The sequence below is a fragment of the endosymbiont of Ridgeia piscesae genome, assembly GCF_001443665.1.
GTDB classification, from domain to species: Bacteria; Pseudomonadota; Gammaproteobacteria; order Chromatiales; family Chromatiaceae; genus Endoriftia; species Endoriftia persephonae.
Window position 1 is genome coordinate 66165 of the sequence record NZ_KQ557115.1, and the last position, 23766, is coordinate 89930.

Here is a 23766-nt window from a genome sequence, read left to right on the forward strand (position 1 = left end):
CGTTGCGCTTTTTTTTTGCGAAGGCAGAAGGATGGGGTTGTACGGCGCGATATGTTGCTGTAAGATTCGCGCTCTTTTTCAGATGACAATTGTTTCTCCACTGGAGCAACTTGGAATGACAACCGTTAGTGCAAAGCCGGATGAGGTACGTCGTAACTGGTACCTGATCGATGCGACCGATAAGACCCTTGGTCGCTTGTCCAGCGAGATTGCGCGCCGCCTGCGCGGCAAGCATAAGCCGGAATACACGCCCCATGTGGATACTGGCGACTACATCGTTGTAGTCAACGCCGAGAAGATCCGTGTGACCGGCAACAAGCTGAAGGATAAGATGTATCACCATCACACGGGATACATTGGTAACCTGAAGTCCATCAGTCTTGAGAAGCTGCTGCAGAAGGCGCCTGAAAGGGCGATTGAGCACGCAGTCAAAGGCATGATGCCCAAGAATACACTGGGTCGCGCCATGTTCAAGAAGCTGCGTGTTTTTGCAGGCCCAGAACACCCACATCAGGCTCAGCAGCCACAGCCGCTGGAAGTCTGATAGTTAGAAGCCCAGGTATATATAGAATGTCAGAGACTCAAAACAGCACCGGGCGCCGCAAAAGCTCCGCCGCCCGCGTATTTCTCTCCGCTGGCAGCGGTAAGATCGTGGTCAACAATCGTCCGCTCGACGAATATTTTGGTCGTGAGACAGCGCGTATGGTGGTGCGTCAGCCGCTCGAGATGGCGGAGATGGCGGACAAGGTTGATGTGAAAGTAACTGTCCGCGGCGGTGGTACCACCGGCCAGGCAGGCGCTATCCGTCATGGTATCGCACGTGCCCTGAACTCTTATGATGAGTCTCTGCATGTCGCGTTGCGCAAGGCGGGCTTTCTGACCCGTGATGCTCGTGCCGTCGAGCGTAAAAAGGTTGGTCTGCACAAGGCGCGCAAACGCCCGCAGTTCTCCAAGCGCTGATTTTTCAGCCCCCTTCTTCTGGGGGCTGCATCCCGTCTACTGGGGATTCGTCTAACGGCAGGACAGCGGACTCTGACTCCGTATGTGGAGGTTCGAATCCTCCATCCCCAGCCAACATCAAAAGCCCGCTTCGGCGGGTTTTTTCTTGCCTGGCGTTATTAACCCGGCAATTAGATATGATGCATGTATAGGTCGGGCCGTGCCCGACATTATCTGTGATTTTAATGGCTTGCATGTGGCGGCCATGGGCCGCCCTATATCCATGTTAATGGTGTGGATAATAACTCGAGGCCATCATCCGCCTCGGAATCCCGTAAATATAGAGTTGTAGGATGTGCTGAGCGTAGTGAAGCGCGTCGGCTGTGATCGATGCGGATCGCTTGGTTTGCTGCATCCTGAGTTGCTGCGGGTTGCTTGCCAGGTGTGTGACCTAGGGTTGGTGTTGGAGGAACTTGTGGGTTTTTTCGCCGGTTGTTTTGTTGGAATGCTTTCTTATGTCGATGGATATCTTTAGATGTTTTATGTGGAATATTCGCTATCTAATTGATGTCCTTTGTTAAATGGCTCTTGGTATCTGGTTGTGCCTTTTTTGCAACAGCTGGATAAAAGTGTAGTAAAAAAGCAAAAAAACCTTGCATTCGGTTTTTTGTCGGCATAGTATTTCCCCACGCAAACTGTTTTTAACAACAACTCGCGGGAGTTATACAAATGAAGAAAGTCCTCTCTCTGGCTATCGCCGCTGCTCTGGTCGCTCCTATGGCTGCCATGGCTGACGCCACCGTTTACGGCAAGGTTCGTGTTGCCTCCACCAAGATCGATGCCGATGTTGCCGATTCTTGGGGCATGTACGACGAATCTTCCCGTCTGGGCATCAAGGGCTCTGAGGATCTGGGCGACGGCCTGAAAGCCATCTATAAGATGGAGTTCGGTGTTGCTACCGGTTCAGCTTTCGGCGGCCTGAGCGGTCGTAATGCCTATGTCGGTCTGGCTGGTGGTTTTGGTACCGCTCTGGCTGGCCGTCACGACACTCCTATGAAGATGTCCACCGGCAAGTTGGACCTGTTCGCCGACACCATTGGTGACTACGACATGGGCGGCACCCACATGGGCATCATTATGGATCGTCGTGTTGACGGCGCCATCGCCTATGTCTCTCCTTCCATGAGTGGCTTCACCGTTGCCGGTGCTGTGGTTCAGACCACTGCTACCGATGACTTCCAGGATGCCATCTCTGTGGCTGCCATGTACAGCAATGGTCCTTGGTACGGTTCCTTGGCCTACGAGGCGCTGGACGGCGATATGACCGGCGGTAACGACGAGAAGCAGACCCGTATCGGTCTGGGTATGCTGGGCATGAGTGGTTTCTCCGCTACTCTGGTCTATGAGACGCGTAGTGACATCGGTGGTACTGCTGATTCCGATACCACCGCCTACACCCTCAACGGTGCCTACAAGATGGGTGCTCACACCATCAAGGCTGCTTACAACAGCATCGACGGTGATGGCGCCTCCAGTGGTGCTGACGCTGACGGTTACGCGCTGGGCTACCAGTTCAACTTCTCCAAGCGTACCGATGCTCAGGTGCTCTACACCAACAAGGACTTCGACGCGGCTACTGCTAACGACAAGTCCAAGTTCAGCCTGCAACTGAACACCAAGTTCTAAGTCTGACTTAGTCTTGAGTTGAAGACGGGGCCTTCGGGCCCCGTTTTTTATTGCCGCAAGATTGATTGGCGGACAAAAAACCGGCGGGATGCGCCGGTTGCTCAGATTAGGCGTGGGCAGTCAGGCGGTAATTGTCTTTGTGCCCTCTTCGGTGCCAAGGATCAGTACATCGGCCGGGCGTAGGGCGAAGATGCCGACGGTGACCACCCCTGCGATGTTGTTGATGCGCTGTTCCATCTCGATCGGCTTCATGATCTCCAGGTTGTGCACATCGAGGATGACATTGCCGTTATCGGTGATGAAGTCTTCGCGCCAAACTGGGGTGCCGCCGAGCTTGACCAGCTGTCGTGCCACATGGCTGCGCGCCATCGGAATCACCTCAACCGGCAGCGGGAATCTGCCAAGAATGTCGACCAGCTTGCTGCCGTCGGCTATGCAGACGAACTTCTTGCTGGCACCGGCGACGATCTTTTCTCGGGTCAGCGCACCACCGCCGCCCTTGATCAGGGCGAGGTTGTGGTCGGATTCATCCGCGCCATCAACGTAGAGTTCGAGTTCGCCGGCGGCGTTCAGGTCCATCACCGGTATGCCGTGCGATTTCATGCGTTCGGTGGAGACTTCAGAGCTGGAAACGGCACCATCGATCTTGCTCTTGATGGTGGCCAGATAGTCAATGAAATGATTGACCGTTGATCCGGTGCCGACGCCGATGATACCTCCATCCACGTACTCCAGTGCGGCCTTGGCCGCGAGTTTTTTCATATCATCTGCATTCATTTAGGGGGCTCCTGTCGAGAGGCTAAAAGGTTGGGAGGCGGCAAAAACTGCGCCCTCCCTATAGAGAGGACGACTCAGCATTGGTCTGCCTGTATACGGTTCGACCATCTTGCCTGTAATCTGCTAGCACGAGGTTTGGCGCTTGTGTCATCTTGATCAGCGCTGTTGCTTGTGCAACTTTGGAAAAATATGATACCGGCGCAATCCTGCCATGTCAGGTGTGTTGTAGATTTGGAAGTAAATTATGCCTCAGAAATACATCGAGAGAATCCTGCGTGCGCGTGTCTATGATGTCGCCCAAGAGACCCCGCTGGAGAGAGCGAAGCTGCTGTCGTCCCGTTTGAACAACGGCGTGTTTCTTAAGCGGGAGGATCTGCAGCCGGTTTTTTCTTTCAAGCTGCGCGGGGCGTATAACAAGATTTTCAACCTGACTCCGAAGGAGCGGGAGCGCGGGGTGATTGCTGCTTCGGCGGGCAATCATGCGCAGGGCGTGGCGCTCGCTGCACAAAAGTTGAATATTCAGGCATTGATCGTGATGCCACTAACGACCCCGCCGATAAAGGTACAGGCGGTTAAAAACCTCGGTGCAAAGACGGTATTGATCGGTGATTCCTACGATGATGCCTATGCACACTCCCAGGAGCTTGTAAAAGAGAAGGGGTTAGTCTTTATCCATCCGTTTGATGATCCAGACGTGATTGCAGGGCAGGGGACGATTGCGATGGAAGTGCTTCGACAGCATCCGCAACCGCCGGAGGCGATCTTTGTGCCGGTCGGTGGTGGTGGCCTGATTGCGGGAATTGGCGCCTATGTGAAGTATGTGCGTCCTGAGGTGAAGGTGATCGGTGTAGAGCCCAATGATGCACCGACGCTTTATAAAGCGCTAGAGGCCAATCGTCGGGTCATTCTCAAGCAGGTGGGGATTTTCGCTGATGGTGTGGCAGTCAGGCAGATTGGCAAAGAGACCTTTCGCATCGCCAAGCAGGTAGTGGATGAGGTTGTGTTGGTCAGTTCAGATGAGATCTGTGCGGCCATCAAAGATATTTTTGATGATACGCGCGCGATTGCCGAGCCTGCTGGCGCGCTATCGGTTGCCGGCATGAAGGCCTATGTGAAGCAGCATGGGATAGAAGGGAAGTCGCTGGTAGCCATCGAGAGTGGCGCAAATATCAACTTTGATCGCTTGCGGCATGTGGCGGAGAGGGCTGAAGTGGGTGAGCGGCGCGAGGCGCTGTTTGCCGTCCAGATTCCTGAGCGTGCTGGGAGTTTTCTGCGTTTCTGCAAGATGCTTGGCAAGCGTAGCATCACTGAGTTCAACTACCGTTATTCCGATGCTACAACGGCACAGATCTTCGTTGGCATAGAGTTATCCGGCGGCGACCAGGAGCGGGAGGACCTCCTGGAGCGGTTTCGTGGTAGTGGTTATGCCATCGTCGATATGACTGATAATGAGACGGCCAAGTTGCATATTCGCTATATGGTGGGTGGGCATGCCCACGGTATAGTGGATGAGCAGTTAGTGCGATTCGAGTTTCCCGAGCGTCCTGGCGCGTTGCTGTTTTTTCTAAGCAGCCTTGGGCGCCGGTGGAATATCAGCCTGTTTCATTACCGCAATCATGGTTCTGCATTTGGGCGAGTGCTGATGGGCATACAAGTGCCCACTCGTGAAAGGGCGGAGTTTAAGCGTCTGCTTAATGGCTTGGGCTATCCTTTTTGGAAGGAGAGCGAGAATCCGGCCTATAGATTGTTCGCGGGGGTGGATTGAGCTTTCTGGCTTGCTCATCAGCCCCCCCCGTTTTAATGGGGGGCTATAGGCTGCCTGTGTGGATGTTGAACCGCTACAGACTATCGGCCCTTTGCTGAAGCTTTTTTACGAGGTTTTACTTTCCGCGGCTTGGAAAAACGTTGTGCCGTTCCCTTCTTTGTCGCCTTCTTCTTGGCGGTTTTCTTTGCCACCTTCTTTTTAGCAGCGACTTTCTTCTTAGCGGTCTTCTTCGTCACCTTCTTTTTGGCGGCGATCTTTTTCTTGGCGGTTTTTTTCGCCACCTTCTTTTTAGCAGCGATCTTCTTTTTGGCGATCTTCTTTGTGACTGGAGACTTTTTGCTGACTACGGATTTTGAAGCAGTGGCCTTGCGCTTAATGGCAGCTTTCTTCTTGACTGCTTTTTTCTTCGCCATGTCTGTTCCTCCAGAGGAATCTTGTCACAATATGGCCTGAGTATAATTCAGGAGAAGATAAAATCCAGAATGGATGGGCTGTTTCACTAATGAATACAGGTTGTTGAGACGTAATGCTTTGCTGGGTGGGGAATGAGCGTTGCTCCGTGCTCAAGTATTGGTTGCCAGATTGGGCGGAGATGGTTTGTGTGCGCCGACTCAGTCAGACGGAAGGAAGTCTATAGACTCTTTTTTCTGTGATAACAGCATCGAGGGGGATGTCCCAGTGGTTTGCTGTGAGGGTTTGCTCACTCTTTTGGAACTCATGGGCCAGGCCGATCAGCTTGGGTCCTCGCCAATGGCTTCGCTGCGTTTTGAATGAAAAAGTCCGATCGTAAAAACCGCCTCCCATGCCCAGTCGGTTGCCCTGTAGATCAAATGCAACGAGTGGAACAAAGACAAGATCGAGCAGCCAGGGAGAGAGGCTGTTTCGATGCGGAAAGGCGGGTTCGGGTATACCAAAGCGGTTGATCGTTTGCGGGGATTGGTGTCGGAACTCAGAGAAGACTAGGCGATTGGCAGGGCGATGCGTTAGCACGGGAAAGTAGCATTGCTTGCCCATTGCGAACGCCTGATCAACCAGCGGTGCTGGATCCATCTCACCATTGACGCCGATATAGAAAGCGATGCGCTTTGCCTTGAGGAACCTAATCTCACGAGAGGCGCGATTTGCCATGAGCCGTGCGTGTGCCGAAATTGTCTGGGGCGTGAGCTGGCGTCGTTGGGCACGAATCGATTGACGGAGCTTATGGAGGTTCATGATGAAGAGTTGGGGTAGACACCTCCCGCAAATGCCGTCGCGGACCATTGTTCTTGAACCGGTAGGTTCAAGTGGGAACAACAGCGGCCTTCTAAGGCTTTCCGCTGGTGTGCGGACATGCACACTGAAGACCCGCATTATGCTCCCAGGGCACTAATTAGGCTCAAGAAAATACCCGGGCCACTAACGCGCACCACAGGAGGTGTCTGAGTGAAAGGCTAAACCGAAATGGCTCAAAGTTCCAGTTGATTGCTCGAATTGATTGCGATCTCGATTTTTGTCTGAAGATTTTGGAGGCGTTTCGAGATCACCTGGACAGCGTCCGATTTTGTCTCTTTGGCGCGCAGCAGTTCGTGCGCGATATTCAAGCCGGCCATCACGGCGATGCGTTCGGTGCCGATCACCCGGCCAGCTTGGCGGATCTCACGCATCTTGGAGTCGAGCAGACGTGCGGCGGAGATCAACTCCTCCTGCTCCTCGGGCGAGCAGGAGACCCGGTACTCCTTTTCGAGTATCAGAACCTTGACCGGCCTTTGTGAGTCGTTCACTGTGCGGATTCCATCGATTTGAGGCGGGTGATCATTGCCTCGACCCTGTTTCGTGCCAGTTCCGTCTTCTCGATCAGGGCAGCGCGCTCTGCAACCAGGCTCTCCTGGCGGGCTCGCAAAGACTTGTTCTCGTTACTCAGATGGGTGCAGGCGCGAATCAGCTCGTCCACTTGGGATTCGAGTTTTTCTAAGTCGACTTCCGCATTGTCGATGGAATCATTCTGGCTCATGCAGACCAATATAGAGTGCCCCCCTTTAAGGGTCAATCTTCCGGCACTCATGATATGATCGCCACCTTGACCGGCTTGTGCATCGGCAGAAAACCTCATGAATTCGCTCCCAGAACCACCCGACTATTCCCGCTTCGATCAGCTGCTCTCATCCTTGCATCTGCAGGTGGGCGCGGCAGAACTGCATGGTGTGATCTCCGCGCTGCTGTGTGCGGCACACACTGATGCCCACGTTGCTTGGTTTGAAGAGCTGTTTAGTGAGTTGCCGAACGGAGACCTGCTGGTCAAGGAAATGCGTCGGTTACTCGGCCAACTCTACCAGATAACTGAGCGGCAGATTGGCGACGAAGGTCTCGCTTTTGCCCCTTTCCTTCCTTCTGAAGATGTGCCAATCGAAGGGCGCGCGCAGGCGCTTTCAGAGTGGAGTCAGGGCTACCTGTTTGGTCTCGGCATGGCAGGAGTGACCGAGGAGAAACTCGCAGAGGATGGTCGTGAGGTAGTGGCGGATCTCACCGAGCTGACCCGGCTGGATTATGAACAGATCGAGTCTGGTGAGTCTGCCGAGGCGGATCTGATGGAGCTGACCGAGTTCGTCCGTGTGGGCGCGCTGCTGGTGCGTGAAGAGTTACGCCCGGAAGAGGAGGCATCGCATGAGGCCGGCTGAGTTCAAGCGTCGACGTAAGCAGCTGATGCGGATGATGGGGGCGGGTAGCATCGCGATCCTGCCCACCGCGCCAGAGTCGGTACGTAACCGCGATGTGCACTTTCCCTACCGCGCCGATAGCGACTTCTACTACCTCACCGGCTTCCCCGAGCCGGAGGCGGTGGTGGTGCTGATCCCTGGTCGCAAACAGGCGGAGTACATCCTCTTCTGTCGTGAACGCGACCCCAAAAAAGAGCAGTGGGACGGCTCCCGCGCTGGCCAGGAGGGCGCAGTTGAAACCTATGGCGCCGACGACTCCTTCCCGATCGGCGATCTGGACGACATCCTGCCGCGTATGCTCGAGCAGTGCGAGCGGGTCTTCTACTCGATGGGCTGCAATGCGGAGCTGGACCAGCGTCTCTCCAGCTGGATCAGCCGCATCCGCTGCCAGTCGCGCAGCGGCCTGCAGGGGCCGCTGGAGATCGTCGCCCTCGACCACTACCTGCATGACATACGTCTCTACAAGAGTCGCTCCGAGATCAAGGCGATGCGCGATGCGGCGCGTATCTCTGCGCGGGGGCATAAACGGCTGATGCAACGCTGCCGTCCCGGTCTCCGGGAGTACCAACTGGAGGCAGAGTTCATCGCCGTGTGTGGTGATGCGGGGGCGCGCTACCAGGCCTACCCGCCAATCGTCGGCGGTGGTGACAACGCCTGCGTGTTGCACTACATCGACAATCAGGATCCACTCAAGGAGGGCGATCTGGTGCTGATCGATGCCGGCTGCGAACTCGACTACTACGCTTCCGATATTACCCGCAGCTATCCGGTGAATGGCGTCTTCAGCAAACCCCAGCGGCAGCTCTACGAACTGGTGCTGGCGGCGCAGAAGGCGGCGATTGCGCAGGTCAAACCCGGCAACTCTTGGGAGGCGCCGCATCAGGCGGCGGTGCGCGCCATTACTCGCGGACTGATCAAGCTCGGCCTGCTGAAAGGGACGCCGGCCAAGCTGATCCGCGAGGAGAAGTACAAAAAGTTCTATCCACACAAGACCGGCCACTGGCTTGGCATGGATGTGCATGATGTGGGTGACTACAAAGTCGATGGGGAGTGGCGGCTGCTAGAGCCCGGCATGGCGCTCACCATCGAACCCGGGCTCTACATCCCGGCCAACAGCTCCGGAGTGGCCAAAAAGTGGTGGGGCATCGGCATTCGCATCGAAGATGACCTGGTGGTCACCAAGGATGGTCATGAGATCCTCTCCAAAGATGCGCCGAAAGAGATTGATGAGATCGAGGCCCTGATGGCGGAATAAGATGCAGATTGACTACGATATTCTGATCGCCGGCGGCGGCATGGTGGGCGCTAGCCTCGCCTACGCATTGGCAGGTAGCGGCCTGCGAATCGGCGTGATCGAGGCCTGGCCGCTCGACTCCGATGCCCAGCCCAGCTACGACGACCGGGTCATCGCCCTCTCCTGGGGTAGCCGTCGGATCATGGACGGCATGGGCCTCTGGCCACTATTGCAGCCCGAGGCGGAGCCGATCACCGGGATCCACATCTCCGAGCGGGGCCAGTTTGGCTTCGCCCGCCTCAACAACCGCCAGGAGGGGGTGGAGGCGCTTGGCTATGTCGCCACTGCCCGCGCCATGGGTGCGGCCCTGCAGAAGGGACTGCAGGAGCAGGCGGACGTCGAGTGGCTCTGTCCGGCGACCCTGCTCAGTTTCTCGGTGACCGACGATGGTGTGGAGGTGCGGCTCGACCAGGCCGGCGCCGAGCAGCGTGTCGGCGCGCGCCTGCTGGTGGCAGCGGATGGGGGCGACTCGCCGGTGCGCGGCCGGTTGGCGATCCCGCTGCAGGAGCGCAGCTACGGTCAGACTGCGATCATCGCCAACGTTACCGCCGAGCGGCCACACCAGGGCGTCGCCTACGAACGCTTCACCGATAGCGGGCCGCTGGCGATGCTGCCGATGACCGAGGGGCGTTGCTCGCTCGTCTGGAGTGCCCGCGACGATCAGGTTGCCGATATCATGGCCCTTGATGATGATGCGTTTCTGCAGCGGTTGCAGCACCGTTTTGGCTATCGGCTCGGCCAGCTGCAGCGGGTCGGGCGGCGTGTCGCCTATCCGTTGCGCTACCGCCAGGCGATGGAGTCGGTGCGCCCGCGCGTCGCGTTGATCGGCAATGCCGCCCACGCCATCCATCCGGTCACCGGCCAAGGCTACAACCTCGGCCTGCGTGATGTGGCGGTGTTGGCGGATCTGCTGGCCGATGCGGCCCGTGAGCGGAGCGATCCTGGTGAGATGGCGCTGCTCAACCGCTATACCGAGTGGCGTCACCAGGACCAGCGGCGGGTGGCGCTGATCACCGACAGCCTGGCGCGGCTCTTCGCCAACCCGTTGCCACCACTGCGTTTTGCTCGCAACCTGGGGTTGCTCGGCCTAGATGCCCTGCCCGGTCTGAAGCACTTGGTGGCACGCCAGTTCATGGGGCTGACTGGTCGCTTGCCGCGGCTTGCAAGAGGGATCCCCCTAAGATGAATGAGACGAACAAAAACGCCTTTGATCTGATCGTCGTCGGTGGCGGCATGGTGGGCTCCGCGCTGGCCTGCGCGGTGGCCGAACAGGGCCTTCAGGTCTGTGTACTGGAGGCACGGGAACCGCAGCGGCAGTGGCCCGCCGACGAGATTGACTTGCGAGTCTCCGCCCTGACCCGGGCCTCGCAGCGCATTTTGGAGAATCTGGGGGCCTGGGGGCGGATGAGCCAGTTGCGCATCAGCCCCTACAGTGAGATGCGCGTCTGGGATGCCGACGGCTTCGGCAAGATCCACTTCAGCGCCGCCGAGGTGGGCGAGGGCAACCTCGGCCATATTGTCGAAAACCGCGTCACCCAGCTGGCGCTGTGGGAGCGGCTGGCGACCTTTGCCAACCTCACCCGCATCTGCCCGGCAGCGCCGGTGAGCGAGCTGAGCCTCGGTGAGAACCCTGCGCTGGTGCTGGAAGATGGCCGCCGGTTGCAGGCGGATCTGGTGGTGGCGGCGGACGGTCGGGATTCGCAGATCCGCCAGCTGGCCGCCATCGGCACCAAAGGCTGGGACTACGACCAGCACGCCATCGTCGCCACCATCCGTCCACAGCAGCACCACCAATTCACCGCCTGGCAGCGTTTCATGCCCACCGGGCCGCTGGCGTTTCTGCCGCTCGACGATGGGCGCTGCTCCATCGTCTGGTCCGCTGCGCCGCTGCAGGCCCGTGAACTGATGGCGCTGGACGATGCCGCCTTCTGCCGGGAGCTGACCCGCGCCAGCGAATCGATCCTCGGCGAGGTATTGGAGGTCGGGCCGCGGGGCTGTTTCCCGCTGCGTCTCGGCCATAGCGAGACCTATATCCGCGAGGGGCTGGCGCTGGTGGGGGATGCGGCCCACGCGATCCATCCGCTGGCCGGGCAGGGGGTGAATCTGGGCTTCCTCGATGCCGCAACCTTGGCCGAGGTGCTGATCGAGGCGCGCTCGGCCGGGCGGCCGATCGGCGCCTTTGCCACTCTGCGCCGCTATGAGCGGGCGCGTAAGGGGAGCAATATGGCGATGCTGGGGGCGATGGATGGTTTCAAACGGCTCTTCAGCAACCAGATTCTGCCGCTGAAACTGGCACGCAACCTAGGCCTGAACCTCGCCGATCACGCCGGGCCGCTGAAGCAGTTGATGGTGCGTCGTGCGATGGGCATGGTCGGCGAGCTTCCCGCGCTGGCCCGTTGAGCAGTTAAATAGATATAGGGCGGCCCGCGACCGTCGCGTGGTATCGATTGAGATCAAGAAGAATGTCGGGCCGTGCCCGACCTACACATGCGCCATCTTCGATTGCCGGGCGAATAGCCTAGTTTTATACCGGAATCTACGCTGCTGACGGCCTGGCAAGGCTTACTCGACAGCGGTATAGTCCTTGGCTCGACCCGATACCCCGTGGGAGAGCTCGGCAGAGGCCGACGCCGAAGGCGCAAATCCGCCCGGAATCGCTCAGGCAAAAGGACCGCGGGGAGTGGGAGCTAGGCTCCCGGGTCGACTCTGGAGAGCGGTCATGAGACCCACCGACGGGGCAGGGGCCGGTAAGCCGGTTTCAAACTCTCAGGTTTTGGACAGAGGGGCGGCGCGGGACACTGGTGTTCCGCGCCGCCTTTTTGCGTTTTGGCCGGGAGAATGCCGATGGGGAAACAGACACCGCTCTACCAGAGCCACCAGAAGATGGGGGGGCGTATCGTGCCCTTCGGCGGCTGGGATATGCCGCTTCACTACGGCTCGCAGCTCGACGAGCACCACCAGGTCCGCCAGGATGCGGGGATGTTCGATGTCAGCCATATGTGCGTGGTTGATCTCAAAGGCGCCGGCGTGCGCCCCTTTCTGCAGCGACTACTGGCCAACGACGTGGCGCGTCTGCAGAGCCCGGGCAAGGCGCTCTACTCCTGCATGCTGAATGAACAGGGCGGGGTGGTGGACGACCTGATCGTCTACTTCCTGCGCGACGACTGGTATCGCTTAGTGGTCAATGCCGGCACCAGCGATAAGGATCTGGCCTGGATGGAGCTCCATGCGGCCGACTTCAAGCTGCAGATCATCCCTCGGCGTGATCTGGCGATGATCGCGGTGCAGGGTCCCAATGCCTGCGAAAAGGCGCTGCCGCTGCTGCCGGCTGAGATGCGGGATGCCGTCGCCGCACTCAAACCCTTCAATGCCGCTCCCGGCGAGAGCTGGTTTGTCGCCCGCACCGGCTACACCGGCGAGGATGGTTTCGAGATCATGCTGCCTGCGGCACAGGCCTCCGGGCTCTGGCAGCAGCTGGCGGATGCCGGGGTTGCCCCCTGTGGGCTGGGTGCGCGGGATACCCTGCGGCTGGAGGCGGGGATGAACCTCTATGGCTCCGATATGGACGAGGTGCAGTCGCCGCTTGAATCCGGTCTCGGCTGGACCGTTGCCTGGGAGCCAGCCGAGCGCCAATTTATCGGCCGCGAGGCGATCGAGGCGCAGCGCGATGACGCGCACAAGCAGCGTTTTATCGGGCTGCTGCTGCGCGGCCGCGGTGTGCTGCGCAATCACCTCAAGCTGTTCGATGGTGAGCAGCAGATCGGCGAGATTACCTCTGGTGGCTTCTCCCCGACCCTGCAGCGCGCCATCGCCCTGGCACGGGTGAGCGCAGGGATCGGCGAACACTGCGAGGTGGAGATCCGTGGCAAGCGGGTTGCCGTTGAGGTGGTTAAACCGCCCTTCGTGCGTAATGGCAAGGTCCTCGTATCAGTATAGAATCTAGTCTCCAAACTCTATCCAGATAAAGAAGGAAACAAACATGAGCAACACACCGAGCGATCTGCGCTACAGCAAGTCTCACGAATGGGTGCGCAACGAGGGTGACGGTAGCGTTACGATCGGCATCACCGAGCATGCCCAGGAGCTGCTGGGCGACATGGTGTTTGTCGAGCTGCCTGAGGTGGGCGATAGCCTCGATATTGAGGATGAAGTGGCGGTGGTCGAGTCGGTCAAAGCGGCGTCTGATGTCTACAGCCCGGTGGCCGGTGAGGTGATTGCGGTCAATGAGGCGCTCAACGATACGCCGGAGGCCATCAATGACGATCCCTACGGCGATGGCTGGATCTACAAGGTGAAGCTGGCGGATGCGGCCCAGCTGGATGCGCTGATGGATGCCGAGGCCTACCAGGCGCAGGTCGCCGAAGAAGAGTAACACTGGAGCGGATATGCCGTTTATTCCCCATAGCGAGGCCGAGACTCGCGAGATGCTCGCCGCCATCGGCGTCAGCGATCTCGATGCCCTGTTCGATGAGATCCCTGCGAGCCTGCGTTGCGGCGGGCTGGAGCAGATCCCGGAAGCGCTGTCGGAAATGCAGGTGGGTCAGCTGATGGGCAGTCGCGCCCGCCAGGATGGTCAGCCGCTCTGCTTCATTGGCGCCGGTGCCTACGACCACCACATTCCGGCGGCGGTCTGGCAGCTGGTCTCCCGCGGCGAATTTTACAGCGCCTATACCCCTTATCAGGCGGAGGCGAGCCAGGGCACCCTGCAGCTGCTCTACGAGTATCAGTCGATGATGAGCGCGCTGACCGGCATGGATGTCTCCAATGCCTCGCTCTACGATGGCGCCTCCGGTCTGGCTGAGGCGGTGTTGATGGCGGTGCGGGGGAATCGCAAGTCCAAGTCGAAGCGCATTCTGATGCCACGCAGTCTGCACCCCGCCTATCGCCGGGTGACCGACAATATCGTGCGCAATCAGGGCATCGAGCTGGTCGAGGTTGGTTTCGACGGCAATACCGGGCAGATCGACCAGGCGGCGCTGGAGGCCCATGCCGGCGAAGACTTCGCCGCGCTGGTGATCCCCCAGCCCAACTTCTTCGGCGTGCTCGAGCCGGTAGATGCGCTGGTCGACTGGGCCCATGCCAACGGTATGCTCGCCATCGCGGTGGTCAACCCGCTGGCGATCTCGGTGCTGCAGCCGCCCGGTGAGTGGGGTGAGTCGGGGGCCGATATCTGCTGTGGCGAGGGTCAGCCATTGGGCATCCCGCTCGCTTCCGGCGGCCCCTATTTTGGCTTCCTCTGCTGCAGTCAGAAGCTGGTGCGGCAGATGCCGGGGCGCATCATCGGCCGCACCGTCGATCTGGATGGCAAGCCTGGCTACACGCTGACCTTGCAGGCGCGGGAGCAGCATATCCGCCGCTCCAAGGCGACATCCAACATCTGTACCAACCAGGGTTTGATGATCACTGCGGCGACCATCCACATGGCGCTGCTGGGGGCTGAAGGGCTGGAGCGGGTTGCCGCCGCCAGTCATCAGAACACCCAGGCGCTGAGTCAGGCGCTCTGTCAGCTGCCGGGGGTGGAACCGATCTTCTCTGGTCCGATATTCCATGAGCGGGCGCTACGTTTGCCACTGCCGGTGAAAAACGCACTGCGCTCCCTCGCTGCCCACAATCTGCTGGGCGGCTTCGACCTCGGCGACGACTACCCAGAACTGGGCGAGGCGCTGTTGGTCTGTGCCACCGAGAAGCACACGGAAGAAGAGATCGCGCAGTACCAGAACAAACTACAGCGGGTGATCCAGGCCCAGACCAAGCCGGGCTGTAAGCTGCAGCCGAAGGATTGGTAGCGCCGCTGGCGGCGCGAACAGAATGACAGATACTTCGCGTCGCGAGCGGCGCTCCTACGGAAGAGATAGAGCAGAGCGAAACTGATGTTGATCTACGAACAGTCATCCGATGGTCGCCGGGCGGTGGCCCAAGCGCCTCTTCAGCGGGCCTCTCTGCAGACCATTCCTGCAGAGTTTCGGCGCAAAAAATCGGCCGTCCTGCCGCAAGTCTCGGAGATGCAGACGGTGCGCCACTATACGCGGCTGTCGCAGAAGAACTTCTCCATCGACACCCAATTCTATCCGCTCGGTTCCTGCACCATGAAATACAACCCGCGTGGCTGTAACGAGCAGGCGATGTTGCCGGGCTTCCTCGCCCGCCACCCCTATGCGCCGGAGAGCCGCAGCCAGGGTTTTATGGCCTGCCTGTTCGATCTGCAGGAGTTGCTCAAGGAGGTTACCGGTATGTATGCGGTGTCGCTCTCGCCGGCAGCCGGCGCCCAGGGTGAGTTCGCCGGGGTGGCGATGATCCGCGCCTACCACGATGCTCGTGGCGACCGCGAGCGGTGCGAGATCCTGGTCCCCGACGCAGCGCATGGCACCAATCCCGCCTCGGCGGTGATGTGTGGTTACAAGGTGCGCGAGATCCCGACTGGGGCCAACGGCGATATCGATCTGGAAGCACTGAAACAGGTGCTGGGGCCGCAGACTGCCGGCATCATGCTCACTAATCCCTCCACCCTGGGCGTGTTTGAGCGGCGCATCGAGGAGATTGCCGCGCTGGTGCATCAGGCGGGGGGGCTACTCTACTACGACGGTGCCAATCTGAATGCGATTCTCGGCAAGGTGCGTCCCGGCGACATGGGTTTCGATGTGATCCACATGAACCTGCACAAGACCTTCTCCACCCCCCATGGTGGCGGTGGTCCCGGTGCCGGGCCGGTGGGGGTGAGCGAGCGGCTGGAGCCCTATCTGCCGGTGCCGATGGTAGCGCGAGATGGTCAGGACTACGTCTGGCTGAGCGAGGCGCAGCGCCCCGATTCGATCGGCCGTCTCTCCGTCTTTGCCGGCAACGCCGGCATTCTGCTGCGTGCCTACATCTACGCCCGCATGCTGGGGCGCGAGGGCATGCATCGGGTGGCAGAGTTCTCCACGCTCAACGCCAACTACCTGATGAAACGCCTCACCGAGGCAGGTTTTGATGCTGCCTATCCGCAGAGGCGCGCCAGCCATGAGTTTATCCTCACTCTCAGGCGCCAGGCGAAAGAGCTGGGCGTGAATGCGATGGATTTTGCCAAGCGCATGCTCGACTTTGGTGTGCATGCCCCCACCACCTACTTCCCGCTGCTGGTGCCCGAGTGTCTGCTGATCGAGCCCACCGAGACCGAGACTCGCGAGGAGCTGGATCACTTCGTCGAGGTGCTGAAGCAGATTCAGCAGGAGGCGGAGACGGATGCGCAGCGGCTCAAGCAGGCCCCCTATTCGCTGCCGGTGCGATGCCTCGATGATGTGCGCGCCGCCCGCGAGCTGGATCTGGCGTGGCGGCCGGGCGGGGTGTGAAACGGACTCCCTCTGCTGCTATGGATTGTCCGGCACTTAAATATGGCAGACGCATGGGTCGGGCTGTGCCCGACACTATTCGTGATTTCAATCGCTTTCAGATGGCGGCCGTGGGCCGCCCTATCTCCGTAACTCACAGCCTTTTGTCGGCGGTCGTCGGCAGGCCGCCCCCCACCAAACAGGAAATTCTATGTCTGCACTGATCTGCGGCTCGTTCGCCTTCGACACCATCATGGTCTTCCATGACCACTTCAAGAACCACATCCTGCCGGAGCAGGTACACATCCTCAATGTCTCTTTTCTGGTGCCCGATATGCGCCGTGAGTTTGGTGGCTGTGCCGGCAACATTGCCTACAATCTGAAGCTGCTGGGCGGTGACGGCCGTCCGGCCGGTACTGTAGGGACCGACTTTGGTCCCTACGCGGAGTGGATGGATGGCAACGGCATCAGCCGTGATCAGATCAAGGTGATCGACGACGCCTACACTGCCCAGGCCTACATCACCACCGATAACGACGACAACCAGATCACCGCCTTCCATCCTGGCGCGATGAACCATGCCCATGAGATCGATGTGAGCCAGGTGGAGGGTGTCAGCCTTGGCATGGTCTCGCCAGATGGCCGTCAGGGGATGATCGATCACGCCCGGCAGTTTGCCGAAGCGGGCATTCCTTTCATCTTTGACCCGGGTCAAGGTATGCCGATGTTCGATGGCAATAATCTGCTTGAGTTCGCCGAGCAGGCCAGCTGGCTCGCCTTCAACGACTACGAGGCGCGCCTGATGGAGGAGCGCACTGGCAAGACGCCGGAGCAGCTGGCGGAGATGGTCGAGGCGGTGATCGTCACCCGCGGTGGCGAGGGTTCCCATATCTACACCAAGGATCGCTGTTTCGATATCCCGGTGGCCAGCGCCAAGGCGCTGCTCGATCCCACCGGTTGTGGCGATGCCTTCCGTGCCGGGTTAGTCTACGGCCTGATGAACGGCATGGACTGGGAGACCACCGGACGCATTGCCTCGCTGATGGGGGCCTACAAGATCGAGCAGGCGGGGACCCAGAACCACGTCTTTACCCGGGAGGAGTTTGCCGCCCGCTTCAAGCAAGCGTTCGACTACTCCTTCGAATAGCTAATCAGGAACAAGATGAGCGGACACTTCAACGACAGCGGCTTCGTGCCGCTCAACATCGCGGTGCTGACCCTGTCGGATTCACGCACAGAGGAGACCGACAAGTCGGGGCTGATCCTCAAGGAGCGCGCCCTGGAGGCGGGGCACCGGGTGGTGGAGAAGGCGATCGTGCCGGACGATGTCTATCAGATGCGGGCGATCGTCTCGCGCTGGATCGCCGACGACGATGTGCACATCATCATCAGCACCGGCGGCACCGGCATCACCGGCCGCGACAGCACCCCGGAAGCGCTGCAGCCGCTGTTCGATAAGTCGATCGAGGGCTTTGGTGAGCTGTTCCGCACCATCTCCCTGGAGGAGATCGGCGCCTCGGCGATCCAGTCCCGGGCGATCTCGGGGCTGGCCAACGGCACCCTGATCTTCTGCCTGCCTGGCTCCACCGGTGCCTGCCGTACCGGCTGGGACAAAATCCTCAAGGAGCAGCTCGACCACCGCACCCGTCCCTGTAATTTTGCCCAGATGTTCCCTCGCCTGCTGGAGAGCTGAGGCATACTTAGATCGATCCTTTCCGGAGATTGCATTGCCATGAGTAGTTGTGACTGTGACCATCACGCCGCAGGGCCAAAGCTGAAGCCCATCGAAGAGGCGCTCGAGTTTCTGCTGCAGCGCGCCAAGCCGATCAGCGATATCGAGAGCATCCCCACCGGTGAGGCATTGGGTCGGGTATTGGCCGCTCCGGTGGTCAGTCAGGTGACGGTGCCGCCTTGGAATAACAGCGCGATGGATGGCTACGCGGTGCGGGTTGCTGATCTTGATGGCGAGCGGCCACGGCTGCCAGTCTCGCAGCGTATCCCCGCCGGTGCCTGCGGCAGTGAGCTGGAGCTGGGTACCGCGGCACGCATCTTCACCGGCGCGCCAGTACCGTCGGGTGCCGATGCGGTGGTGATCCAGGAGGTCTGCGAGGTCGATGGCGAGGATGTAATCATCACTGAGTGCCCCAAGCCGGGTGCCAACATCCGTCTCGCCGGTGAGGATATCGAGCAGGGCGCCGAGGTGGTTGCCGCCGGTACCCGCCTGGCGCCGCAACATCTGGGGCTGGCCGCCTCGGTCGGCGTGGCCGAGCTACAGGTCTATCGTCGCCTCAAGGTGGCGGTGTTCTCCAGCGGTGATGAGCTGGTGATGCCGGGCGGCGAGCTCGGTCCGGGGCAGATCTACAACTCCAATCAGTTCACCCTGGGGGGGCTGCTGCAGACGCTGGGCTGCGAGGTGGTGCAGCTCGGCATCGTCGAAGATACCTTCGATGCCACTTGCGAGGCGCTCTCCCGTGGTGCGGAGATGGCTGATCTGGTGGTCGCCTCCGGCGGGGTCTCGGTGGGTGAGGAGGATCACGTCAAGCCAGCGGTGGAGAAGCTCGGCTCTCTCGATCTGTGGAAGATCGCGATCCGCCCCGGTAAACCGCTCGCCTTTGGTCATATCGGTGAGACTCCGTTCATCGGCACGCCCGGCAATCCAGTGTCGCTGTTTGTCACCTTCTGTGTCTTCGCCCGTCCCTACATTCTCCGATCCCAGGGGGTGGCGGGAGATCTGCAGCCGAAAGAGGTGAGTGCGGCGGCGGCCTTCGACTGGAAAAAGGCGGAGAAACGCCGCGAGTATGCCCGTGCTCGACTGGTCTCGGGTGCGGCGGGGGAGTTGCAGGTGGAGCTCTATCCAAGTCGCTCTTCGGGGGTGCTCAGCTCTGTCGCCTGGGCCGATGGGCTAGTGGTGATCCCGGAGGGGCGTACCTTCAGTCGTGGTGAGCCAGTCCGCTTTATTCCTTACACTGAGTTGATGTCATGATCCAGATACGCTTTTTTGCCCGGCTGCGCGAAATGCTGGAGGTGGAGTCGGAGCAGATGGAGTTGGCGGGCGTGGCGACCATCGCAGATGTGGTGGAGCAGCTACAGCAGCGCGGAGGTGTCTGGCAGCAGGCCTTCGGTGGTGGCAATACGGTGATGATGGCGCTAAATCAAGAGATGGCCTCGGCTGAGAGTGCGGTCGCCGATGGCGACGAGGTGGCCTTTTTTCCGCCAGTGACCGGTGGCTGAGGCGTGGCGATGAACGAGATCCGGGTGCAGAGCGAGCCGTTTGACCCCAATGTCGAGGTCGACCTGCTGCGTAACCATAGCCCCTCGATCGGTGGTGTGGTCAGTTTTATCGGTCAGATGCGCGATTTCAACGACGGCGATGCGGTGCTGGCGATGACCCTGGAGCACTACCCGGGCATGACCGAGAAGGCGTTGGCCGCGATCGTCGATGAGGCCAATGCGCGCTGGGAGTTGATGGGGGTACGGGTGGTGCATCGGGTCGGGCGGATGTTGCCAAAGGATCCGATTGTGTTGGTGGCGGTGGCCAGCTCGCATCGTGGCGAGGCCTTCCAGGCCTGTGAATTCATCATCGACTATCTGAAGACCCGCGCACCCTTCTGGAAGCGTGAGGAGAGCGTCGAGGGTGCTCGCTGGGTCGATGCGCGGGAGAGTGACGATCACGCGGAGGCGCGCTGGAAGGGGTGAACGCTCCCAGCGCCTGTGGATTTTGCTTCAATTTGCCAGGCTTTCGGCGAGGATTTGCCGAGTCTCGCCGCTTGCCTTGGCCATTACCTCTTCGATCTTGCCGCCAAACAGCCGTGACATCAGCCCGGTATTTACCTCAGCAACCCGCACCTCACCCTGAGATGTCTCGTAGATGCTGATGCGGCAGGGCATCAGGGCCGAGACACGTTTGTTGCTATCCTTGCTGAGGATTTCGTAGGCGTATCCCGGCTGGCAGAGTGACAGCACCTTGATCCGGTTGATGCCCTTGTAGCCCTCCTTGTCGAGTGATTTCTGGATGTTGTAGACCTTGGGCTGGACCCAGCCGTGGGCGGTGATTGAGTCACGGATGGTGGTTACGGTCTGCTCAAAATCGAGCGGGCTGTTGTGAACGCGGATCATCGCCTGTGGTAATGTGATCCAGAGGGTGCCAGCGGTGAGCAGTATCCCTGCAAAAAGGCCGCCGGCGAAGGTGAGATAGCGGGATTTCATGCTGCACCTCCCGGTTGTTATCGTGAAGGCAAAAGCGCATTGGCTTCTCTGCTACATAATTATATTAGAAAATTTTAATTATTCTATTTGCAGGCACCTTCTCTCCGATTTTCATCGGAGAGCGTACGATGTGGAATCGCTTCATGGACGGTATTGGGGCTGATCTCTGTGATGCGGCTGGATGAGAGTGTCCGATTGTCGGTGGAGTCGTGGATGAATATGGTGGAATCATGCAAGCTTGGCGGCTTGCGATTCACCTGGGAGGACTGCCCAGGATGGGGAGGGCAGGCACAGGCCGGGGCTGCTCCACCCCGGCCTGCGGATCTATTTTTGGCTGTGAAGCATCGCCTGTTCGAAGATGCTGCGTTTGATCCGGCTGCGAATCGGTTCAGGCAAGCTGCTCCAGGTCTTGGCTACCTCCACGCTCTCTGGGTCCAGTTCAGAGCTGGATTTTTCGCCAAACATGAGCCAAGCGGGGTTGACGTCCAGCACGGCAGCGATTTGATCGATCTTGCGTGGACGCAGACTTTTGCCGTTTTCGATCTTCTGGATCACAGCCTGGTTGGTGCCGGCCCGGAGGGCGAGTTCCTCCTGCGTCCAGCCGCGTTCCCGGCGTTTCCTGCGAAGTCTTGAGCCTAGTGTGTCCATAGAGCGAGGAATGTAGGTTTCAAAGTATTGTGCATGTGCGTATGCCATATTGGTTCCCTGTCGTGGTCGAGGTCAGTTGAGCAATTCGGTCTGACCTAGATAACGACCTGAGAATCAAAATCTTGACACTCTGCAAATTGTTGACGCATTCTTTGTGAAGCTCATTCCAGTAGACCAAAATAGTGAGAACTGGTTCACAAAATACTATCACATGGATAGTAGCTGATAACGTTTTCGCTAGTCGTTTAGGTGGTTTGAGAATTTTTATTCCTTAAGGATCTGACAAGATGTTGACCTACCCCGAAATTGATCCTGTTGTGTTCGCCTTGGGCCCGCTCAAAGTGCACTGGTATGGGGTCATGTATCTCATCGCCTTTTGGTTTGGATGGTGGCTGGGGCGGCTGCGTGCCGCGCGAAAAGACAGTGGCTGGACCCCGGAGCAGGTCGATGATCTGGTTTTTTATATCGTCCTGGGTGTGGTGTTAGGGGGGCGGCTTGGTTACATGCTCTTTTATGGTTGGCCTCGCCTGATCGAAGATCCGCTGATGTTGCTGCGGGTCTGGGAGGGAGGGATGGCCTTCCACGGCGGCCTGCTGGGGGTGATTACAGCGATGTGGCTGTTTGCCAGGAAGCACAACAAGCCTTTCTTTGAGGCGACAGATTTCCTGGCGCCGCTGGTGCCGACTGGGTTGGCAGCGGGGCGGATTGGTAATTTTATTAATGCGGAGCTGTGGGGAGCGCCCACAAGTCAGCCTTGGGGGATGCAGGTCTCCTGCCAGGTGGCGCCCGACCTTTGTAGCCGGGTGGGGAGCTTGGCGGAGGGGCTCTATTCAGTTCCGGTGCATCCGAACCAGCTCTATGAATTCCTGCTGGAGGGGGTGTTGCTGTTTCTGGTTCTCTGGCTCTTCTCTCTGCGGCCCCGGCCGCGCATGGCAGCCTCTGGCTTGTTCCTGCTCAGTTATGGCATCTTCCGCTCTCTGATCGAGCTGGTGCGGATGCCGGATGCGCATATCGGATATCTGGCGTTTGACTGGCTAACCATGGGGCAGTTGCTGTCACTGCCGATGATTATTGCAGGGGCCATCCTTATTCTGTTGGCCTATCGCAATCGTGGAAATCTGGAAGGCTGAAATGAAACAATATCTTGATCTGATGCGGCATGTGCGTGACCAAGGCGTCACCAAGGGCGATCGCACCGGCACCGGCACCTGCAGCGTGTTCGGTTATCAGATGCGTTTTGATCTCGCTGAAGGCTTTCCGGCACTGACCACCAAGAAGCTCCACCTGCGCTCGATTATCCACGAACTGCTCTGGTTCCTGCAGGGCGACACCAATATCCGTTACCTGAAGGAAAACGGAGTCAGAATCTGGGACGAGTGGGCGGACGAAAACGGCGATCTGGGGCCGGTTTACGGTTACCAGTGGCGTTCCTGGCCCGTACCTGACGGTGGCAGTATCGACCAGATCAGCCTGCTGCTGGAGCAGCTGAAGAGTAACCCCGACTCCCGCCGCCACATCATTACCGCCTGGAATCCGGCCGATGTGGAGCAGATGGCGCTACCACCCTGCCATTGCCTGTTCCAGTTCTATGTGGCGGAGGGGCGGCTCTCCTGCCAGCTCTATCAACGCAGTGCGGATATCTTCCTGGGGGTGCCCTTCAATATCGCCTCCTATGCGCTGCTGACCATGATGATGGCGCAGGTCAGCGGACTACAGCCGGGGGCGTTTATCCACACCTTTGGCGATGCCCACCTCTACTCGAATCATCTGGAACAGGTGGAGTTGCAGCTTGGCCGTGAGCCGCGCCCCTTGCCGACCATGCGCATCAATCCTGAGGTGAGAGACCTGTTCGCCTTCCGGTATGAAGATTTCGAGCTGCTCGACTATGATCCACATCCGCACATCAAGGCGCCGGTAGCAGTTTAAGCGGCGCGCCTGTAAGATGCGGCGACATGCAAGCCGCCGCCCCGAAAATCTCCATCATCGCCGCGATGGCGCGGAACCGGGTTATCGGCCGTCACAATCGGATGCCCTGGCATTTGCCGGCGGATCTCAGGCACTTCAAGGCGCTGACTATCGGCAAGCCGATCGTGATGGGACGCAAGACTTGGGAATCCTTGCCTGGCCTGCTGCCCGATCGTCCGCACATCGTGGTTACCCACAACCCAAGCTACCACGCCGAAGGTTGCGCCCTGGTGCACTCCATCGACGAGGCGATAGCGGTCGCCGGTGAGGTGGAGGAGATTATGGTCGTCGGTGGCGGGGCATTTTATGCGGAGATTCTGCCGCGGGTGGGGCGGATCTATCTGACCCTGGTGGATGCCGAGATCGAGGGTGATACCCTGTTCCCCGATCTCGATATGGCCGAGTGGGTCGAACGCTCGCGTGAGCGTCACCTCGCGGATGAGAAGAACGCCTATCCCTACAGTTTCATCGTCCTCGAGCGGAAATGAT

General features: G+C 59.3%; 27 protein-coding genes, 1 tRNA gene, 1 other RNA gene and 2 riboswitches. Of the genes, 21 read left to right on the top strand and 8 right to left on the bottom strand.

Annotated elements, in window-relative coordinates; genetic code table 11:
• The first annotated feature begins 115 nt into the window (after positions 1-115).
• The 4 genes from rplM (at position 116) to Ga0074115_RS00345 (ending at position 2625) form a co-directional block, all read left to right on the top strand.
• Positions 116-544, top strand: a complete 429-nt coding sequence (gene rplM / locus Ga0074115_RS00330) for a 50S ribosomal protein L13 (RefSeq protein WP_039959702.1) — start codon at positions 116-118, stop codon at positions 542-544.
• Between the two features lie 26 nt (positions 545-570).
• A complete protein-coding gene (gene rpsI, locus Ga0074115_RS00335) occupies positions 571-960 on the top strand; it encodes a 30S ribosomal protein S9 (RefSeq protein WP_005959869.1) in 390 nt (129 codons plus the stop codon).
• A 40-nt stretch (positions 961-1000) separates the two neighbouring features.
• A tRNA-Gln gene (locus Ga0074115_RS00340) sits at positions 1001-1074 on the top strand.
• Between the two features lie 594 nt (positions 1075-1668).
• Positions 1669-2625 (top strand): porin, encoded by a 957-nt coding sequence (locus Ga0074115_RS00345; RefSeq protein ID WP_060528092.1) that lies wholly within the window; start codon positions 1669-1671, stop codon positions 2623-2625.
• A 120-nt stretch (positions 2626-2745) separates the two neighbouring features.
• Here the strand turns inward: Ga0074115_RS00345 and rpiA are convergent, their stop codons facing one another.
• Positions 2746-3402, bottom strand: a complete 657-nt coding sequence (gene rpiA, locus Ga0074115_RS00350) for a ribose-5-phosphate isomerase RpiA (protein WP_057956621.1) — start codon at positions 3400-3402, stop codon at positions 2746-2748.
• A gap of 244 nt (positions 3403-3646) precedes the next feature.
• On the opposite strand from rpiA, the gene ilvA reads away from it, so the two are divergent.
• Complete coding sequence (gene ilvA, locus Ga0074115_RS00355) at positions 3647-5167, top strand: threonine ammonia-lyase, biosynthetic (RefSeq protein ID WP_057956622.1); 1521 nt, start codon at positions 3647-3649, stop codon at positions 5165-5167.
• 80 nt (positions 5168-5247) lie between these two features.
• Here the strand turns inward: ilvA and Ga0074115_RS16515 are convergent, their stop codons facing one another.
• The 5 genes from Ga0074115_RS16515 to Ga0074115_RS00380 all read right to left on the bottom strand — a co-directional run bounded on the left by Ga0074115_RS16515 (position 5248) and on the right by Ga0074115_RS00380 (position 7256).
• Positions 5248-5580 (bottom strand): hypothetical protein, encoded by a 333-nt coding sequence (locus tag Ga0074115_RS16515; RefSeq protein ID WP_232432826.1) that lies wholly within the window; start codon positions 5578-5580, stop codon positions 5248-5250.
• 202 nt (positions 5581-5782) lie between these two features.
• Positions 5783-6379, bottom strand: a complete 597-nt coding sequence (locus tag Ga0074115_RS00365) for a 5-formyltetrahydrofolate cyclo-ligase (RefSeq protein ID WP_057956634.1) — start codon at positions 6377-6379, stop codon at positions 5783-5785.
• 18 nt (positions 6380-6397) lie between these two features.
• A non-coding RNA gene (gene ssrS / locus Ga0074115_RS00370) (6S RNA) lies at positions 6398-6584 on the bottom strand.
• Positions 6585-6612: 28 nt separating this feature from the next.
• Complete coding sequence (locus Ga0074115_RS00375; protein WP_057956624.1) at positions 6613-6927, bottom strand: cell division protein ZapA; 315 nt, start codon at positions 6925-6927, stop codon at positions 6613-6615.
• A complete protein-coding gene (locus Ga0074115_RS00380; RefSeq protein ID WP_408642699.1) occupies positions 6924-7256 on the bottom strand; it encodes a TIGR02449 family protein in 333 nt (110 codons plus the stop codon). Before Ga0074115_RS00380 ends, Ga0074115_RS00375 begins: the two co-directional genes overlap by 4 nt.
• On the opposite strand from Ga0074115_RS00380, the gene Ga0074115_RS00385 reads away from it, so the two are divergent.
• The 13 genes from Ga0074115_RS00385 (at position 7255) to moaE (ending at position 20154) form a co-directional block, all read left to right on the top strand.
• A complete protein-coding gene (locus Ga0074115_RS00385; RefSeq protein ID WP_057956626.1) occupies positions 7255-7821 on the top strand; it encodes a UPF0149 family protein in 567 nt (188 codons plus the stop codon). The two genes, Ga0074115_RS00380 and Ga0074115_RS00385, sit on opposite strands and share 2 nt — an antisense overlap.
• The gene (locus tag Ga0074115_RS00390) at positions 7808-9115 is read left to right on the top strand and encodes an aminopeptidase P N-terminal domain-containing protein (RefSeq protein ID WP_060528093.1); all 1308 of its coding nucleotides are present in this window, start codon (positions 7808-7810) and stop codon (positions 9113-9115) included. Before Ga0074115_RS00385 ends, Ga0074115_RS00390 begins: the two co-directional genes overlap by 14 nt.
• A 1-nt stretch (position 9116) precedes the next feature.
• Positions 9117-10340 carry a 2-octaprenyl-6-methoxyphenyl hydroxylase gene (gene ubiH / locus Ga0074115_RS00395; RefSeq protein WP_057956627.1) on the top strand — a complete coding sequence of 408 codons (1224 nt, stop codon included), beginning with the start codon at positions 9117-9119 and terminating at the stop codon, positions 10338-10340.
• Positions 10337-11554: a UbiH/UbiF/VisC/COQ6 family ubiquinone biosynthesis hydroxylase gene (locus tag Ga0074115_RS00400; RefSeq protein ID WP_057956628.1), complete on the top strand. Its 1218-nt coding sequence runs from the start codon at positions 10337-10339 to the stop codon at positions 11552-11554. The genes ubiH and Ga0074115_RS00400 overlap by 4 nt, the downstream gene beginning before the upstream one ends.
• A 195-nt stretch (positions 11555-11749) precedes the next feature.
• Positions 11750-11838: riboswitch (glycine riboswitch) on the top strand.
• 12 nt (positions 11839-11850) lie between these two features.
• Positions 11851-11945, top strand: a riboswitch (glycine riboswitch).
• A gap of 53 nt (positions 11946-11998) precedes the next feature.
• A complete protein-coding gene (gene gcvT, locus Ga0074115_RS00405; protein WP_057956629.1) occupies positions 11999-13090 on the top strand; it encodes a glycine cleavage system aminomethyltransferase GcvT in 1092 nt (363 codons plus the stop codon).
• Between the two features lie 43 nt (positions 13091-13133).
• Positions 13134-13526 (top strand): glycine cleavage system protein GcvH, encoded by a 393-nt coding sequence (gcvH, locus tag Ga0074115_RS00410; protein ID WP_057956630.1) that lies wholly within the window; start codon positions 13134-13136, stop codon positions 13524-13526.
• Positions 13527-13539: 13 nt separating this feature from the next.
• Complete coding sequence (gene gcvPA / locus Ga0074115_RS00415) at positions 13540-14940, top strand: aminomethyl-transferring glycine dehydrogenase subunit GcvPA (RefSeq protein ID WP_057956631.1); 1401 nt, start codon at positions 13540-13542, stop codon at positions 14938-14940.
• Positions 14941-15024: 84 nt separating this feature from the next.
• Entirely contained in the window at positions 15025-16479 is a 1455-nt protein-coding gene (gene gcvPB, locus Ga0074115_RS00420) for an aminomethyl-transferring glycine dehydrogenase subunit GcvPB (RefSeq protein WP_057956632.1), read from the top strand.
• A 190-nt stretch (positions 16480-16669) separates the two neighbouring features.
• Positions 16670-17605, top strand: coding sequence for a carbohydrate kinase family protein (locus Ga0074115_RS00425; protein ID WP_060528094.1), 936 nt, complete (start codon positions 16670-16672; stop codon positions 17603-17605).
• A 15-nt stretch (positions 17606-17620) separates the two neighbouring features.
• The gene (moaB, locus tag Ga0074115_RS00430) at positions 17621-18151 is read left to right on the top strand and encodes a molybdenum cofactor biosynthesis protein B (protein ID WP_057956743.1); all 531 of its coding nucleotides are present in this window, start codon (positions 17621-17623) and stop codon (positions 18149-18151) included.
• A gap of 39 nt (positions 18152-18190) precedes the next feature.
• The gene (locus Ga0074115_RS00435; protein WP_057956742.1) at positions 18191-19441 is read left to right on the top strand and encodes a molybdopterin molybdotransferase MoeA; all 1251 of its coding nucleotides are present in this window, start codon (positions 18191-18193) and stop codon (positions 19439-19441) included.
• Complete coding sequence (moaD, locus tag Ga0074115_RS00440; protein WP_057956741.1) at positions 19438-19689, top strand: molybdopterin converting factor subunit 1; 252 nt, start codon at positions 19438-19440, stop codon at positions 19687-19689. Before Ga0074115_RS00435 ends, moaD begins: the two co-directional genes overlap by 4 nt.
• A 9-nt stretch (positions 19690-19698) precedes the next feature.
• Positions 19699-20154: a molybdopterin synthase catalytic subunit MoaE gene (gene moaE / locus Ga0074115_RS00445; protein ID WP_057956740.1), complete on the top strand. Its 456-nt coding sequence runs from the start codon at positions 19699-19701 to the stop codon at positions 20152-20154.
• 27 nt (positions 20155-20181) lie between these two features.
• Here the strand turns inward: moaE and Ga0074115_RS00450 are convergent, their stop codons facing one another.
• Positions 20182-20664: a DUF302 domain-containing protein gene (locus Ga0074115_RS00450; RefSeq protein ID WP_057956739.1), complete on the bottom strand. Its 483-nt coding sequence runs from the start codon at positions 20662-20664 to the stop codon at positions 20182-20184.
• Between the two features lie 324 nt (positions 20665-20988).
• On the bottom strand, positions 20989-21360 hold the full coding sequence (locus Ga0074115_RS15570) for a helix-turn-helix domain-containing protein (RefSeq protein WP_101841477.1): 372 nt from the start codon (positions 21358-21360) through the stop codon (positions 20989-20991).
• Positions 21361-21599: 239 nt separating this feature from the next.
• On the opposite strand from Ga0074115_RS15570, the gene lgt reads away from it, so the two are divergent.
• Genes lgt through folA form a run of 3 tightly spaced genes read left to right on the top strand, consistent with a single transcriptional unit; the run spans position 21600 to position 23765 of the window.
• On the top strand, positions 21600-22442 hold the full coding sequence (lgt, locus tag Ga0074115_RS00460; RefSeq protein ID WP_057956738.1) for a prolipoprotein diacylglyceryl transferase: 843 nt from the start codon (positions 21600-21602) through the stop codon (positions 22440-22442).
• A 1-nt stretch (position 22443) separates the two neighbouring features.
• Entirely contained in the window at positions 22444-23238 is a 795-nt protein-coding gene (locus Ga0074115_RS00465; RefSeq protein WP_057956737.1) for a thymidylate synthase, read from the top strand.
• Between the two features lie 26 nt (positions 23239-23264).
• Positions 23265-23765: a type 3 dihydrofolate reductase gene (gene folA / locus Ga0074115_RS00470; protein WP_057956736.1), complete on the top strand. Its 501-nt coding sequence runs from the start codon at positions 23265-23267 to the stop codon at positions 23763-23765.
• The last annotated feature ends 1 nt before the right edge of the window (position 23766 follow it).

Excerpts from the sequence above, each read along its gene's own strand:
- rplM (WP_039959702.1), top strand. The coding sequence starts at position 116 with ATGACAACCGTTAGTGCAAAGCCGGATGAGGTACGTCGTAACTGGTAC.
- rpsI (WP_005959869.1), top strand. The coding sequence starts at position 571 with ATGTCAGAGACTCAAAACAGCACCGGGCGCCGCAAAAGCTCCGCCGCC.
- Ga0074115_RS00345 (WP_060528092.1), top strand. The coding sequence starts at position 1,669 with ATGAAGAAAGTCCTCTCTCTGGCTATCGCCGCTGCTCTGGTCGCTCCT.
- rpiA (WP_057956621.1), bottom strand. The coding sequence starts at position 3,402 with ATGAATGCAGATGATATGAAAAAACTCGCGGCCAAGGCCGCACTGGAG.
- ilvA (WP_057956622.1), top strand. The coding sequence starts at position 3,647 with ATGCCTCAGAAATACATCGAGAGAATCCTGCGTGCGCGTGTCTATGAT.
- Ga0074115_RS16515 (WP_232432826.1), bottom strand. The coding sequence starts at position 5,580 with ATGGCGAAGAAAAAAGCAGTCAAGAAGAAAGCTGCCATTAAGCGCAAG.
- Ga0074115_RS00365 (WP_057956634.1), bottom strand. The coding sequence starts at position 6,379 with ATGAACCTCCATAAGCTCCGTCAATCGATTCGTGCCCAACGACGCCAG.
- Ga0074115_RS00385 (WP_057956626.1), top strand. The coding sequence starts at position 7,255 with ATGAATTCGCTCCCAGAACCACCCGACTATTCCCGCTTCGATCAGCTG.
- Ga0074115_RS00380 (WP_408642699.1), bottom strand. The coding sequence starts at position 7,256 with ATGAGGTTTTCTGCCGATGCACAAGCCGGTCAAGGTGGCGATCATATC.
- Ga0074115_RS00390 (WP_060528093.1), top strand. The coding sequence starts at position 7,808 with ATGAGGCCGGCTGAGTTCAAGCGTCGACGTAAGCAGCTGATGCGGATG.
- ubiH (WP_057956627.1), top strand. The coding sequence starts at position 9,117 with ATGCAGATTGACTACGATATTCTGATCGCCGGCGGCGGCATGGTGGGC.
- Ga0074115_RS00400 (WP_057956628.1), top strand. The coding sequence starts at position 10,337 with ATGAATGAGACGAACAAAAACGCCTTTGATCTGATCGTCGTCGGTGGC.
- gcvT (WP_057956629.1), top strand. The coding sequence starts at position 11,999 with ATGGGGAAACAGACACCGCTCTACCAGAGCCACCAGAAGATGGGGGGG.
- gcvH (WP_057956630.1), top strand. The coding sequence starts at position 13,134 with ATGAGCAACACACCGAGCGATCTGCGCTACAGCAAGTCTCACGAATGG.
- gcvPA (WP_057956631.1), top strand. The coding sequence starts at position 13,540 with ATGCCGTTTATTCCCCATAGCGAGGCCGAGACTCGCGAGATGCTCGCC.
- gcvPB (WP_057956632.1), top strand. The coding sequence starts at position 15,025 with ATGTTGATCTACGAACAGTCATCCGATGGTCGCCGGGCGGTGGCCCAA.
- Ga0074115_RS00425 (WP_060528094.1), top strand. The coding sequence starts at position 16,670 with ATGTCTGCACTGATCTGCGGCTCGTTCGCCTTCGACACCATCATGGTC.
- moaB (WP_057956743.1), top strand. The coding sequence starts at position 17,621 with ATGAGCGGACACTTCAACGACAGCGGCTTCGTGCCGCTCAACATCGCG.
- Ga0074115_RS00435 (WP_057956742.1), top strand. The coding sequence starts at position 18,191 with ATGAGTAGTTGTGACTGTGACCATCACGCCGCAGGGCCAAAGCTGAAG.
- moaD (WP_057956741.1), top strand. The coding sequence starts at position 19,438 with ATGATCCAGATACGCTTTTTTGCCCGGCTGCGCGAAATGCTGGAGGTG.
- moaE (WP_057956740.1), top strand. The coding sequence starts at position 19,699 with ATGAACGAGATCCGGGTGCAGAGCGAGCCGTTTGACCCCAATGTCGAG.
- Ga0074115_RS00450 (WP_057956739.1), bottom strand. The coding sequence starts at position 20,664 with ATGAAATCCCGCTATCTCACCTTCGCCGGCGGCCTTTTTGCAGGGATA.
- Ga0074115_RS15570 (WP_101841477.1), bottom strand. The coding sequence starts at position 21,360 with ATGGCATACGCACATGCACAATACTTTGAAACCTACATTCCTCGCTCT.
- lgt (WP_057956738.1), top strand. The coding sequence starts at position 21,600 with ATGTTGACCTACCCCGAAATTGATCCTGTTGTGTTCGCCTTGGGCCCG.
- Ga0074115_RS00465 (WP_057956737.1), top strand. The coding sequence starts at position 22,444 with ATGAAACAATATCTTGATCTGATGCGGCATGTGCGTGACCAAGGCGTC.
- folA (WP_057956736.1), top strand. The coding sequence starts at position 23,265 with ATGCAAGCCGCCGCCCCGAAAATCTCCATCATCGCCGCGATGGCGCGG.